Annotated in this window: 13 protein-coding genes; all 13 read left to right on the top strand. The window is 47.3% G+C overall.

From position 1 onward, the window contains the following. The 13 genes from EYS13_RS06710 to EYS13_RS06645 all read left to right on the top strand — a co-directional run bounded on the left by EYS13_RS06710 (nucleotide 1) and on the right by EYS13_RS06645 (nucleotide 13,136). Nucleotides 1–894 carry a CoB--CoM heterodisulfide reductase iron-sulfur subunit B family protein gene (locus EYS13_RS06710; RefSeq protein ID WP_227767824.1) on the top strand — a complete coding sequence of 298 codons (894 nt, stop codon included), beginning with the start codon at nucleotides 1–3 and terminating at the stop codon, nucleotides 892–894. Then, nucleotides 891–2,870 (top strand): CoB--CoM heterodisulfide reductase iron-sulfur subunit A family protein, encoded by a 1,980-nt coding sequence (locus EYS13_RS06700; RefSeq protein WP_265332427.1) that lies wholly within the window; start codon nucleotides 891–893, stop codon nucleotides 2,868–2,870. The genes EYS13_RS06710 and EYS13_RS06700 overlap by 4 nt, the downstream gene beginning before the upstream one ends. Then, nucleotides 2,861–3,298 (top strand): hydrogenase iron-sulfur subunit, encoded by a 438-nt coding sequence (locus EYS13_RS06695; RefSeq protein ID WP_227767174.1) that lies wholly within the window; start codon nucleotides 2,861–2,863, stop codon nucleotides 3,296–3,298. Before EYS13_RS06700 ends, EYS13_RS06695 begins: the two co-directional genes overlap by 10 nt. Then, nucleotides 3,299–4,201 carry a 4Fe-4S binding protein gene (locus tag EYS13_RS06690; RefSeq protein WP_227767172.1) on the top strand — a complete coding sequence of 301 codons (903 nt, stop codon included), beginning with the start codon at nucleotides 3,299–3,301 and terminating at the stop codon, nucleotides 4,199–4,201. Between the two features lie 11 nt (nucleotides 4,202–4,212). Beyond that, nucleotides 4,213–5,214, top strand: a complete 1,002-nt coding sequence (locus EYS13_RS06685) for a 4Fe-4S dicluster domain-containing protein (RefSeq protein ID WP_227767170.1) — start codon at nucleotides 4,213–4,215, stop codon at nucleotides 5,212–5,214. Continuing rightward, complete coding sequence (locus EYS13_RS06680) at nucleotides 5,207–6,055, top strand: FAD/NAD(P)-binding protein (protein ID WP_227767168.1); 849 nt, start codon at nucleotides 5,207–5,209, stop codon at nucleotides 6,053–6,055. The genes EYS13_RS06685 and EYS13_RS06680 overlap by 8 nt, the downstream gene beginning before the upstream one ends. Nucleotides 6,056–6,463: 408 nt before the next feature. Continuing rightward, nucleotides 6,464–7,225 (top strand): histidinol-phosphatase HisJ family protein, encoded by a 762-nt coding sequence (locus EYS13_RS06675; RefSeq protein ID WP_227767166.1) that lies wholly within the window; start codon nucleotides 6,464–6,466, stop codon nucleotides 7,223–7,225. An 85-nt stretch (nucleotides 7,226–7,310) separates the two neighbouring features. Further along, entirely contained in the window at nucleotides 7,311–8,324 is a 1,014-nt protein-coding gene (locus EYS13_RS06670; protein WP_227767165.1) for a sodium:calcium antiporter, read from the top strand. Nucleotides 8,325–8,367: 43 nt separating this feature from the next. Next, nucleotides 8,368–9,096, top strand: a complete 729-nt coding sequence (locus tag EYS13_RS06665; protein ID WP_227767163.1) for an FCD domain-containing protein — start codon at nucleotides 8,368–8,370, stop codon at nucleotides 9,094–9,096. Between the two features lie 109 nt (nucleotides 9,097–9,205). Further along, a complete protein-coding gene (locus EYS13_RS06660; RefSeq protein WP_227767162.1) occupies nucleotides 9,206–9,721 on the top strand; it encodes a DUF6917 domain-containing protein in 516 nt (171 codons plus the stop codon). Nucleotides 9,722–9,804: 83 nt separating this feature from the next. After that, the gene (locus EYS13_RS06655; RefSeq protein WP_227767161.1) at nucleotides 9,805–10,263 is read left to right on the top strand and encodes a RidA family protein; all 459 of its coding nucleotides are present in this window, start codon (nucleotides 9,805–9,807) and stop codon (nucleotides 10,261–10,263) included. 15 nt (nucleotides 10,264–10,278) lie between these two features. Continuing rightward, on the top strand, nucleotides 10,279–11,751 hold the full coding sequence (locus EYS13_RS06650; protein WP_227767158.1) for a hypothetical protein: 1,473 nt from the start codon (nucleotides 10,279–10,281) through the stop codon (nucleotides 11,749–11,751). Between the two features lie 101 nt (nucleotides 11,752–11,852). Continuing rightward, nucleotides 11,853–13,136: an FAD-dependent oxidoreductase gene (locus tag EYS13_RS06645; RefSeq protein ID WP_227767156.1), complete on the top strand. Its 1,284-nt coding sequence runs from the start codon at nucleotides 11,853–11,855 to the stop codon at nucleotides 13,134–13,136. The last annotated feature ends 33 nt before the right edge of the window (nucleotides 13,137–13,169 follow it).

Raw genomic sequence — 13,169 nt, 5'->3', positions numbered from 1 at the left:
ATGGCTTACTACCCTGGCTGTTCTCTTAATGCCACGGGGATAGAATACAATATTTCCGCCAAAGCGGTGGCCAAGCACTTGGGTTTGGAACTTTGGGAAATCCCAGACTGGAACTGCTGCGGCGCTTCGGCAGCCCATAGCACCAATCATCTTTTGGGACTTGCCCTGCCCGCCAGAAACTTGGCGATTGCGGAAAAGGAAGGCCTGGATGTGGCTGTACCTTGCGCTGCTTGTTTCAGCAGGATGAAAGCGGCCGAAATGGCGGTCAGGCAATCGCCCGACATGAAGCAAACAATTAATGAACTGATTGAAATGACCTATAATGCCACCAACCATACTCGCAACCTGTTGGACGTGATGGCCAATGCAGTTGGCATTGAGACCATCGCCGAAAAGGTAGTTAAACCGTTAAGCGGTCTCAAAGTGGCCGCCTATTATGGCTGCTTGCTGGTAAGACCACCTGAGATAGCTCAGTTTGACGATGCGGAAAATCCAATGAGCATGGACAGAATTATCGAAGCCTTGGGCGGCACTCCGGTGGAATGGTCCTTTAAGGTGGAATGCTGCGGGGCCGGACATACTACTGCTCTGCCTGAAGCGGCTGCACCCATGCTGCATAATATTTTCCGCAATGCAGCGGAAAACGGCGCAGATTGTTTCGCTGTGGCCTGTCCGCTTTGTTTCCTTAATTTGGACATGCGCCAGTCTGAAATTAAAAAGAAATACAGTGCCGGTTACAATTTGCCCGTATTTTATTTCACAGAGCTGATGGGGTTGGCATTCGGGTATGCTCCAAAAGATCTGGGACTAAATAAGCATTTTGTCAATCCGATGCCACTCTTAGACAGTAAAGAGATACTCAGACATCCATCGGCAAGGAGGGAAGAAGCATGAAACGGGTAGGTGTTTTTGTTTGTCACTGCGGCACCAATATTGCGGCAACTGTTGATGTGAAAAAAGTAGCAGGGGTTGCCGGGGAACTGCAGGACGTTGTGTTTAGCACAGACTATACCTACATGTGCTCTGAGCCAGGTCAGGATTTGCTAAAAAAAGCAACCGTGGAACATAAATTAGACCGCTGTGTTGTAGCCTGCTGCACTCCCAGACTGCATGAACCTACTTTCAGGAAAGCGTTCAGCACTGTGGGAGGCAATCCTTTTTTGGTAGAGATTGCCAATATTCGGGAACAGTGCGCTTGGGTACATAAAGACCGGGAAAAGGCGACAGCCAAAGCACACGACCTGGTTAGAATGGCAGTGGCTAAAGTCCGCCGGAATCAGCCTCTAAGCATTTCAACGATTCCCATCACCAGGAGGGTTTTGGTGATTGGGGCCGGCATTGCAGGCATGCAGGCGGCCCTTGATGTGGCTGATGCGGGCTACGAAGTGGTACTGTTGGACAGGGAGCCAACTATTGGAGGGAAGATGGTCCAGTTGGATAAAACATTCCCAACTCTGGACTGCTCCGCCTGAATTAGCACACCTAAAATGGTTGCTGCGGCGCAGCACCCTAACATTAAACTGATGACTTATTCCGAAGTGGAAGCGGTCAACGGCTATGTAGGCAACTTTGAAGTTACAATCAGGAAAAAAGCACGGATGGTGGATGAAAGCAAGTGTACGGGCTGTGGCATTTGCCAGGAAAAATGTCCGGGCAAAGCTGTCAGCGAGTTTGAAGAAGGGCTGGCTAACCGTAAAGCTATTTTTACACCGTTCCCCCAAGCAGTTCCTAATATACCGGTGTTAGACAAACCGAACTGCCGTCTTTTTACCAAGGGCAAATGCGGCGTTTGCCAAAAGGTCTGCCCTGCAGGGGCGATTGATTATGAACAGCAGGACCAAGTACTCACTGAAAAATTTGGTGCTATCATTATGGCTACCGGTTATGACCTGTTTGCATGGCAGGAAGTTTACGGAGAATATGGGTACGGCAAATACCCAGATGTAATCACAGGTCTGCAGTTTGAACGGATGAACAATGCTTCCGGTTACACCGGCGGCAAAATTGTTCGCCCTTCCGATGGTAAAGAGCCGAAAACGGTAGTCTTTATTAAATGTGTTGGATCCAGGGATGAGGCCAAGGGCAAGTCTTACTGCTCCAGAGCTTGTTGCATGTATACAGCTAAACATGCTCACCAGGTGCTTGAAAAAATACCTGATTCAAACGCAATTGTATTTTACATGGACATCCGTACGCCGGGTAAGGCATATGAGGAGTTTTACCAGCGCTCTGTCCATGAAGGAGCCCTTTACATTAGGGGCAGGGTATCCAAGGTTTATCAACAGGGAGATAAACTAATTGTCAAAGGCGAGGACACTTTACTGGGCCAGCCGGTGGAAGTGGAAGCAGATTTGGTTGTTTTGGCCACGGCTATGGTACCAAGCAAAGGCGCGAAAGAAATAGCTAAAATTGTGGGCATTTCTACCGACCAGGATGGATTCTTCCAGGAAGCCCATCCCAAGCTGCGCCCCGTGGAAACCCACACTGCCGGTGTCTTTGTGGCAGGAGCCTGCCAGGGGCCCAAGGATATACCTGACACTGTGGCTCAGGCCAGTGCGGCAGCTGTGAAGGTCTGCAGCCTTTTCTCCAAGGAAGAGATGGCTACCGACCCCATGATCGCCAGCGTCGATCCCGCAATCTGCTCCGGCTGCGGCATGTGCGTACCTGTTTGTCCGTACAAAGCAATCGAGTTGGTAACTATAACGGAACGGGTGCACGGGCGCCAGGTAGAGCGGAAAGTAGCCAGCGTAAACAGCGGATTATGCCAGGGCTGCGGCGCTTGTAATGTGGCTTGCCGGGCCAGCGCTATCAACGTCAAAGGATTTACCGATGATCAGATTCTCGCGGAGGTGGATGCAGTATGTCTGTAGAACAAGGCCAAGAGAAGGCATGGGAGCCTAAAATCGTAGCTTTTTCCTGCCACTGGTGTGCCTATGCGGGGGCTGATCTGGCCGGGCTGAACCGCCTCCAGTATCCTCCCAACGTCAGAATGGTCAGGGTTCCCTGCTCCGGGCGGGTTAATCCCCAATTTGTTTTAAGAGCTTTTCAAAGAGGGGCAGATGCTGTACTAGTGGCCGGCTGACACCCTGGTGACTGTCACTATGTTAGTGGCAATTATTTTACCAGGCGCCGCTATCTTATTATGCAGCGGGTCTTAGAATACATGGGCATAGATCCCCAAAGATTCCAGGCCAGGTGGGTTTCCGGCTCGGAAGCGGCCAAATTTGCGCAGATAGTAGCCCAACTGGCTGAAGATATCAAGGCCCTTGGGCCGAACAGGAAGTTGAGGGATGCTTAAATGTTTGCAATAACCGAACAGATGCGTAAACTGGCCAAGGAGCTGCTGGAGAAGGGTGAAGTGCAGTACATTATTGGCTGGGAAAAAGGAACTTTTTGGTATAATTCCACTCCCGTGTTTATTTCCAAGCCCGAAGAGGCAGATAAACTAGTTTGGGATGAATACTGCGCGGCAAACCTTGCTTCTTATTTGCTGGATGACCGTTATCCCCAAGGGAAAATAGGGATCTTTGTCAAGGGATGCGACTCCAGGGGAGTCAACAGGCTGGTACAGGATAAACAGGTCAAAAGGGAAAATCTCTTCCTGATTGGTTTGCCGTGCCCGGGAATGAAGAGCGCAAAGAAGGCTCCCCTGCTTGGACAGGAAAAAGCCTCTGAAGTGCCGCTGGAAGAAAAATGCACTTACTGCACCCATCATAACCCGGTAGTATATGACATGCTGCTGGGGGAAAAGGTGGCACTGGATGAGGTTGCGGTAACAGCAGAAGTGGAGCGTTTTGCCGGAGTGGAAGAAATTGAAAAGATGACGCCTGATGAGAAATACGAATTTTGGACCAAGCAATACTCTCGCTGCATCCGGTGCTATGCCTGCCGCAATGTTTGTCCGGCTTGCAACTGTACAGTTTGCTGTTTCGATCAGGGCCAAACATGGCTGGAGAGGGATGTAACTCCTACAGGCAACCAAGTCTATGGCATTATCAGGGCCTTTCACGTGGCGGGCAGATGCATAGAATGCGGTGAATGTGAGCGGGTTTGCCCCATGGGAGTTCCGATCATGAAATTGAACCGTAAAATTGCTAAAGACATTGTAGAGCTGTTCGGTGAATATGAGGCCGGACTTGATACCGAGACATTACCTCCTCTTGGTCTTTACAAAGCTGAAGACCCGGAAGAGTTTATGTAGGGGGTGAGGTAATGCTTGGCGTAAAAAAGAACAATCTCAACAACTTTTTGGAGAAAATCAGTTCCGGCTATCAGCTTTTTGTTCCTGCTGAGGTGGAAGGTACTACGCGCTTTACTGCATATCAGGCAGGCGTACAGTTAGCTCTGGAGCGGAATACGGTTGTTCCCCCGAAAGAGCTGTTCTTCCCGCAGACAGAGCACATGTATTGCTATAAAGCTCATAAACAAGAAGCTGCGGTGGAGGAAATTGCTGCGGCCTGTGAGCCCAGAGTGCTTTTTGGGGCCAGACCCTGTGATGTACAGAGCTTAGCAGTGTTGGATGACGTGTTTTTAACCAAAGGTTATGAAGACCTGTTCTATAAAAACAAGAGGGAAAATACACTGGTAATTGCTTTAGGTTGCCGTAAACCGGAACCAACTTGTTTTTGCAGTTCCCTGGGAGTAGATCCTTCCGGGACCGAATTGGCGGATGTAATGGCATGGGATGCCGGCGAGGCATTGGTTTTTGAAGCAAAATCAGACAAAGGCAAGAAGTTCCTGGAAGAAAACTCTGCGCAATTGGAAGATTTGGCCGGCGTGACGCAGCCTACGGCGGAATGTACCATGGTTTTGCAGGTTGAAGGCTTGACTGCTAAGCTGCAGAAGATGTTTGAGCACAGCCTGTGGAATGAAATCTGCAAAAAGTGCCTGAACTGTGGGACATGCACTTATCTTTGCCCTACTTGCCACTGTTTTGACATTCAAGGGAAAACGAGAGGGGAGAGCGGTGTCAAGTTTCGCTGCTGGGATTCCTGCATGTATCAGGAGTATACTTTAATGGCCGGCGGTCACAATCCAAGACCCAGCAAGAAGGAGCGGGTCAGACAGCGTTTCCTGCACAAGCTGCAGTATATTCCTGAGAGGTACGGGAAGTGGGGCTGCGTCGGCTGTGGACGCTGCGTTGTCAAGTGTCCGGTCAATGTGGACATTACGCGGATTATCAAGCAAATAGGGGAGGTGAGCCTGGATGCCTAACCAAGCATTAGCTGAGCAGGGGACAGTTATGAACCCTTTAATCCCGGTTGTGGGAAAAATCATTAAAATTGTAGAAGAGACGCCCGACGTCAAAACTTTTCATGTGACAACCGAAAACGGAAAACCTTTTACCCCCCTGCCGGGCCAACTGGCCATGGTTTCCATGCTCCCCATCGGTGAAGCAATGTTTTCCATCACCTCCCAAGGAGAAAACCATCTGGAATTTGCCATCAAGAAAGTGGGCATGTTGACTGAGGCCCTCCATGAAGCTGCGGTAGGCCAGCAGATAGGCATTAGGGGCCCTTACGGTAACGGTTTTCCTATTGAAATATGCAAAGGGAAGGATCTATTGTTTATTGGCGGCGGCATTGGCTTAGCGCCTGTAAGGTCTCTCATCAACTACTGTATTGCCAACCGCCAGGACTTCGGCAAACTGCATGTGATCTATGGGGCCCGTTCCCCGCAGGATCTTTGTTTTAAAGATGATCTTTTTGAGAACTGGCCCAAAGTGATGGATATGCAGGTTGACGTTACTGTAGACAAAGGGGATGAAAATTGGTCCGGCAACGTAGGTTTTGTTCCCGCTTTTCTGGAGCAAATCAATCCATCGCCGGAAGGCAAAGTGGCCATCACCTGCGGTCCGCCCATTATGATCAAATTCGTGCTGCAGAGTCTGGCGAAAATGGGTTATACGCCGGAACAGATTATAACTACTTTGGAAATGCGGATGAAGTGCGGCATTGGCAAATGCGGTCGATGCAACATCGGGAGTTGCTATGTTTGCCTGGACGGACCAGTGTTTACTTTGGCCCAGCTAAATCAGATGCCCAACGAATATTAAAGAAGAGTACTACTAACACTAAGGCTGTTTAATTATCATTTTTAAACAGCCCAGACCGTCGACAAACTATTATCAGCCAGCATGTATTATGGAGCGGGACTGGTTTCCCCAGCCGTCGGCAGCGGAGCTGAAGGTCAACGGCGTAGGAGCTTGTCCAGAGCGAAATAATACATGCTGGCTTTGTCTACAAGCTGGGCTGTTTAAATATCATTTTTAAACAGCCTTTGCAATTGTATGAGGAAGTCAAAAACATGTGAAAGCAAGGCTCTTACAGTATCTCAAGGTGAATACAAAATACATCAAAAAATTTTTTAAAAAAAGTCGAAACAAGAAGGATTTTTCATGCGAGCGTAGAACTGATAATTATAATCGCTCATCGATGATGATTAGCGGGAAGGGGTAAAGTACATGCTCGTTGATTTGCACACTCACCCCGTTGCCCATGGCAGTGGTAGTTATGAGTTGGAGCACCTTATTGCTTTTTTAACGAAAGCCAGGGAAAAAGGGATTGGAGTAATAGGTTTTTCAGACCATGATCGCTATCTGGAGCGTATCAACTTTGATATTAAAAATCAGTTAAACTCCTATTACCCCGAACTGCAAGTGCGCATTGGGTTGGAAGTGGACTATTTTCCAGAAAAAGAGCTGAAACTAAGACAATTACTTGGACAGTATCAATTCGACTATGTGATCGGGTCTGTCCATAATATTGCTGACTGGCCCTTTGATGTTCCCGATTACATTCACCGCTATCAAGATTGGGATGTAGATGAGTTGCACAGGGTCTACTTTGAAACTTTAACCAAGGCTGCTCAATCGGGGTTGTTTCAAATAGTTGGACATTTGGATTTAATTAAAATTTTTAATTTCAGACCAAAGCAGGATATTATGGGCTGGGTCGAGCCGGTACTAAGGGCCATCAAGCAGAGTGATTTGACAGTGGAAATAAACAGCGCAGGTTTGCACAAACCGGTTGCAGAAGTTTATCCGGAGGAAAGAATAATTGCTCGATGCTTTGAACTAAATATCCCGGTGACAATAAGCTCAGATGCCCATGAAGCGAGTCATGTAGGGAGGTATGGCGCTGAAATAGCAAGTTTACTTAAAAAAATTGGCTATAACCAGATCGCTGTCTATACCGCGCAGCAGCGCAAAATGTTACCATTGTAGCAACTGCATAAAAGTAGCAACTGCATAAAAGGATTTACGCACGATAAAAATACTAGTGTTTACCAAATTAAATGAGGTGAAGAAGTTGGAGCAACTCTGGGAACTAATTTTGTTAGTAATAAGTTTGGTTATAATTCTTTTTGGCGCTGAGGTGTTTACCAATGGAGTGGAATGGTTGGGCAAGAAATTGAATTTGTCGGAGGGTGCTGTTGGCAGCATTTTGGCTGCCGTAGGTACGGCGTTGCCCGAAACAATGATTCCTGTGATCGCTATCATTTTTGGTGGCGAGGCTGAAGGAGCCCATATTGGAGTGGGAGCGATCCTGGGTGCGCCATTTATGCTATCAACTTTAGCAATGTTTATAACCGGGATAGCGGTAGTAGCCAATAAAAGAAAAAGACCTGAATTTCCCAAAATGCATGTTGATACTTCGGTAATGACCAGGGATTTAGGCTTTTTCCTGATAGTGTATACGGTGGCCATCCTGGCAGCGTTTTTGGGAAATCATAATTTGAAGCTGATCGTAGCCGCCGGTTTGGTAATTGCATATGGCGTATATGTTTACCAGACTCTTAATGAAGAAGAAACTATCGGTGAGGACCACGAACTTAGCCCATTGTTCTTAGCGAAAAAAAGTAAGTCTCCTAGCTTAGGCATAATTTTGCTGCAGATTGCAATTGCTTTAGGGTTGATAGTTTTCGGTGCCAATATTTTCGTTGACTCAGTGGAGCACTTGTCCAAGTTTTTAGGGATTCCAACTTTTGTTTTGGCTTTGATTATCGCTCCGGTTGCTACAGAACTGCCGGAGAAATTCAACAGCATTATCTGGATTGGCAAAGGCAAGGACACTCTCGCGCTGGGAAATATAACCGGCGCAATGGTTTTTCAAAGTTCGGTGATTCCTGCGTTGGGAATAGCTTTAACCCCTTGGAATCTCACCCTTGGCGCCACGTTAAGCGCAGTTTTGGCTCTGGCCTCAGCACTCTTGGTTTACTGGCAAATACGCGTAAAGAAATATTTGACACCTAATATTCTAATGGTTGGCGGTGCTTTTTACGCCGTGTTTATCGTGCTTGTGCTTACGAAAGTTATTCATTAATTAAAAGTGTACTATAAATCCTGTTTGGTAAAAGAGGTCTGATATGCTATCTGAAAAAGAGGAACAAGAGCGTATTATACTTGGAGAACTGCATAAAACTGAGCAGCCTCTTGGGTCAGGTGTGTTAAAAGAAGCCCTACGTTTGGCGGGGATGGAACTGAGTGAAGCAACCGTCGGCAGGCTGCTCAGGGAGTTGGATACAAGAGGCTATACAAAGCGTGTTGGCTTTCAAGGCCGTACACTTACTGCTGCAGGGTCAGCACGCTATGAAAACCTGGAAAGGGAACGCCAAAGGGTGTTCTACGGCTCCGAATTGCTTAAAAGCTTTAATACCCACCGCAAACAGGACTTAATTGATATCCTGGTGGCTAGGCGGGCTGTGGAAGGGGAAATTGCCCGCCTGGCTGCCCTTCATGCTACGCCCACGGAAGTCAGGCACATGTTAGAAGTTTTGGAACGGCAAGAGCAGCTTGTTAATTCGGGCCAATCGGGGGTGGAGCAGGACAGCGAGTTTCACCACCTGTTGGCTAAAGCAGGCCGCAACAAAATACTGATTGCCGTAGTTGAACTGATCAAACAGGAAGGCCAGTTCTCCCCGGTACTGGAATATATTCGGCACCAGCTGCGGGGTACCATGGTCCAAGATCACCGGGAGATTCTGGAAGCGGTGCAGAAACACAAGCCCGATGCAGCTTACCGGGCCATGGTTAATCACATCGAAAGCTTAATTTGCGATGTAGAAAGGTATTGGGAGAGGCTTAACAAGAAGTAAGTTTTCTTGCTTCTTGTTACTCACCAATGATGAGTAAATGTTGGCTGAACATCATTAATGGAAACACCATTTTTCTAACCTATTGCTCCTCACCAATGATGAGTACATAATGCTGACAATCATAATTGCGGTAGTTCCGGCAAAAGCTATTGGTGAATCTACTTCAAAGGAGGTGACTACCATGTCAACCGTTGATCCGTATAAAGCAGGGATGTTTAAAGCCAACCCTTACGCAGCGAAAACTCCAATTAAAGGCAAGCTGGTGGTGGTGTTGGATGGCAAACTGGAAGGCAGGAGCCTGCAGCTGATGACTCCTATCTCCCGGGCGCTGTGCCGACACGAGATTCACGAGCTTATCCTTACCGACGAGATGGAGGCAGGTCCCGGCAAAACCGTGAACAAGATAGCTTATCTAGGTTTTTTTGAAGTGACACAGGGAGGGGTAATGGTAGCCGGTGACCAGCTGACTATAGGGGGTAAGAGCGTAGGGGTCATTGCCGGTTTCGATGAAACCCATATGCCAAATCACCTGAACATAATCGTGAAAAATTCCAACAGGGAAACCGGTGTGGAACAAGGTTTGCAGTTAGGCGATGAGGTAATCTGCGTTAAACCAAGCGAATAATAACATTGGAGTAACGCATAATAAGCAGAGAACCTTGCACCTATCTACATAAATAAAAAATAAGCCTGAAAGGGGGGGTAGAAATGTCTTATGAAGCAAAAGTAAAAGAGCTTGGCCTGGAAATTCCGGAAGCTCCTAAACCTGTTGCTGCCTACGTGCCTGGCGTTTTAATTGATGGTTATGTGTATACTTCGGGACAAATTCCTTTTGTCAATGGTGAACTGAAGTATAAAGGCAAAGTAGGCGCAGAAGTATCCGAGGAACAAGGGTATGAAGCTGCAAAAATATGCGCTATCAACTGTTTAAGCGTAGTGAAGAGCTTAGTTGGCAGCTTGGATAAAGTGGAAAAAATAGTTAAGGTGACAGGTTTTGTAAATAGTGCGGCCGGGTTCAGCGGTCAGCCGAAAGTAATCAACGGCGCTTCTGAACTGCTTGGCAAAATTTTTGGTGAAGCAGGACAGCATGCCCGTTCAGCGGTAGGTGTCAGCGAGCTGCCCATCGATGCTGCCGTTGAAGTGGAAATGATTGTTAAAGTAAAGTAAGGAGGTTTTATTACAATGGCAAAACCAAAATATAAATTTCAGATGTATAAACAACTGCAGGCAAATATTGGCAACATCTATGCTGAAGCAAAGAAAGCCGCAGATGAAATTGGCATTCCAACAGATATCAGGGGTAAATTCGGTTTGACCGGAGGAATATCCGGCTGCCCGGCTCCGCTGCGTAAAGATATTTTAGAGGCTTCCGAGCGTGGTGCCAGGGAAGTTATCCCCTTAGCAAAACTTGTTGATGAAATCAGAGAGATTGTTAAAGACGTATACGGCGACGAGTATGATGCTATGGCTACTTCAACATGTGAAGCCGGTCTGTGGGTAACTTTTGACACCCTGTTTACACCGCCTAACTTAGGCAGGGGCGATAACTACAGAGCAAGATACATTATTCCTTGGGAAAAACACTTGCACCACCATGGAGGTTACGGCCGCCCGTTCCCGCCCAAATTTAAGGATATATTTGCTGACCGTGGAACAACACCGGGTGAGTTAGGTTTCTACGGCAAACGTCAAAATAACACTGATACCGTGATTGTTCCCTTGGAAGGAGCCAAGTATGACTGTCATGGTATCAAATATTGGCCGGTGCCTCTATTAACTGAAGTGGATCCGGAAGCATCCATCGAGAAAATGGCCATGTATGCAGAGATCCATGAACCCATGCTGACAGGATTCACTTCCTTGGGTTACGAAACTCCCGGGTATGGTTATGGTGTAAAAGATGAAGACGGCACACCGCTCTTAAACAAATTAATGGCTGATTTGGCCCACTCCTATGATTTGCCTTACGTAGTGGATAACGCTTGGGGACTTCCGTTTGTAGGTCATGACCCAAGAAAGAGCGGTGCTGACGTAGTTATCTATAGTATGGATAAAACATCAGGCGCAGCTACCAGCGGTCTGATTATCGGTAAAGAAGACGTTATGGTACAAATTCGCAGGGCACTGGGCGTCCACGGCGACCGTTACGGCACTACCGCTTCCTACGGTAAAGCTGCTTATGTAACCTTTGACCCGGGTAAAGAAGCTCTGCTTTCCCAAATTCAGGCCCTGAAAGTCTTGAGAGACCATCCGGAAGTATTAACCAAGCCTGTTGATGACTTATACAGGATTATCACTGAAGAATTCCAGAACCTTAACATACCGCAGCACCTGAAAGACGGCTTTATCATTAACAAGTCGTACAACTCCAGGGCTGTTGAGATCAACTACGAAGGTACCTGGAAGAATGGGCAAATGGGTGTACCCATCTTCTCCATCGAAGATATGTATGCAGGCACCAACATCTTCCAGTCCGGCATGAACCAGTTTGGTGTTATCCCGACTGTGGCTTATGACGGTAACATCTACATTTCACCTGACCTTGGTACAACTGATGAAAACGGTATGTTGATTGAAGATGTTACTCGCTATGGAATTAAGGCTTTGTTCCGTTTAATTGAAATTACCTGCAAGTATGCCGGACTTCTTGACTAAATGCGGGTTGTGCAGAGGGGACATGCCGCTGGGTGTCTCATTCCCATGAAAATGATCAATTATTGCCAGTGACGTATTTTATTAACAAAGGAGGAAAAAAAATGACTAAAGTAGTAGTCGTAGGCGGCGGCTGGGCCGGTTCTGCCGCTGCAGTGGCTGCCCGCAAAGCAGGGGCTGAAGTTGTGCTTCTGGAGCGTACCGATATGCTCTTAGGTACTGGTTTGGTCGGTGGAATTATGCGCAATAACGGGCGTTTCACCGCAACCGAAGAAATGATTGCCATGGGCGGCGGGGATTTATTCCAGATTTCCGACCGGGAGTCCAGACATCGCAATATTGAATTCCCTGGTCACAAACATGCATCCTTGTATGATGTGGCTCGTATTGAGCCGGCTGTCAGAAGGCACTTGATCGATTTGGGCGTTGACGTAAGATTAATGTCCAGGGTAAAAGGAATTGAAAACAACGGCAACAAGGTTGTAGCCGTATTGACTGATAACGATGAACGTTTCGAAGGTGATGTTTTTGTGGAAACAACCGGTACCGCCGGTCCACAAGGAAACTGCACCAAGTATGGCAATGGGTGCGCTATGTGCATCTACCGCTGCCCGACCTTCGGTCCGCGTTTCAGCATAGCCGCTAAGCTGGGTGTGCAAGAGTTCATGGGCAAGAAAGCTGACGGATCATACGGCGCTATGAGCGGCTCCTGCAAACTGCATAAAGATTCACTGAGCGAAGAAATCCAGGAAAAATTGAATAAAACCGGTGTTGCAGTAATTCCTATTCCGAAAGAATTACAAAAAGGCGATGAGGCCCTGACCAAGAAAGCTTGTCAGCAGTATGCGTTGAAAGAATTTGCTGAAAACGTGATCTTGCTGGATACCGGTCACGCAAAATTAATGACTCCATACTATCCTTTAGACCAATTGCGGCAAATACCAGGCTTTGAAAATGCTCGTTTTGAAGATCCCTATTCCGGTGGCATTGGTAACTCCATGCGTTATCTGGCTTTATCACCTCGGGATAATACACTGAAAGTAATCGGTGCTGAAAATCTGTTCTGCGGCGGTGAAAAGGCAGGTCTCTTGGTTGGCCACACTGAAGCCATTTGTACCGGAACATTAGCAGGACATAACGCAGTCAGATGGGCTAACAACAAAGAACTGGTTGAAATTCCGACTGAGCTGGCTGTGGGTGATGCTATCGCCCATGTAAACGAGCGGATGAAAACCGAGGAAGGTCTCAGCAAGAAATTCACTTTCTCAGGTTCTGTTTATTTTGCGCGCATGCAGGAATTGGGATTATATACAACTGATGTAGAGGCTATTAAACAAAGAGTACAAAAAGCAGGTATGACAGACATCTTTGCCAAGAGCGTTATCTAGTTAGTCGCTGCTGAACTTGGAAGGAGACGTAGC

Origin of the sequence: Zhaonella formicivorans, assembly GCF_004353525.1 — a bacterium.
GTDB classification, from domain to species: domain Bacteria; phylum Bacillota; class DUOV01; order DUOV01; family Zhaonellaceae; genus Zhaonella; species Zhaonella formicivorans.
The sequence above is the reverse complement of the archived record's forward strand: the minus strand, read 5'-3'. Positions and strand labels throughout refer to the sequence as shown.

What these genes read in the sequence shown, in the direction of transcription:
- EYS13_RS06710 (WP_227767824.1), top strand. Translation starts at nt 1, where the DNA reads ATGGCTTACTACCCTGGCTGTTCTCTTAATGCCACGGGGATAGAATAC.
- EYS13_RS06690 (WP_227767172.1), top strand. Translation starts at nt 3,299, where the DNA reads ATGTTTGCAATAACCGAACAGATGCGTAAACTGGCCAAGGAGCTGCTG.
- EYS13_RS06685 (WP_227767170.1), top strand. Translation starts at nt 4,213, where the DNA reads ATGCTTGGCGTAAAAAAGAACAATCTCAACAACTTTTTGGAGAAAATC.
- EYS13_RS06680 (WP_227767168.1), top strand. Translation starts at nt 5,207, where the DNA reads ATGCCTAACCAAGCATTAGCTGAGCAGGGGACAGTTATGAACCCTTTA.
- EYS13_RS06675 (WP_227767166.1), top strand. Translation starts at nt 6,464, where the DNA reads ATGCTCGTTGATTTGCACACTCACCCCGTTGCCCATGGCAGTGGTAGT.
- EYS13_RS06665 (WP_227767163.1), top strand. Translation starts at nt 8,368, where the DNA reads ATGCTATCTGAAAAAGAGGAACAAGAGCGTATTATACTTGGAGAACTG.
- EYS13_RS06660 (WP_227767162.1), top strand. Translation starts at nt 9,206, where the DNA reads ATGCTGACAATCATAATTGCGGTAGTTCCGGCAAAAGCTATTGGTGAA.
- EYS13_RS06655 (WP_227767161.1), top strand. Translation starts at nt 9,805, where the DNA reads ATGTCTTATGAAGCAAAAGTAAAAGAGCTTGGCCTGGAAATTCCGGAA.
- EYS13_RS06650 (WP_227767158.1), top strand. Translation starts at nt 10,279, where the DNA reads ATGGCAAAACCAAAATATAAATTTCAGATGTATAAACAACTGCAGGCA.
- EYS13_RS06645 (WP_227767156.1), top strand. Translation starts at nt 11,853, where the DNA reads ATGACTAAAGTAGTAGTCGTAGGCGGCGGCTGGGCCGGTTCTGCCGCT.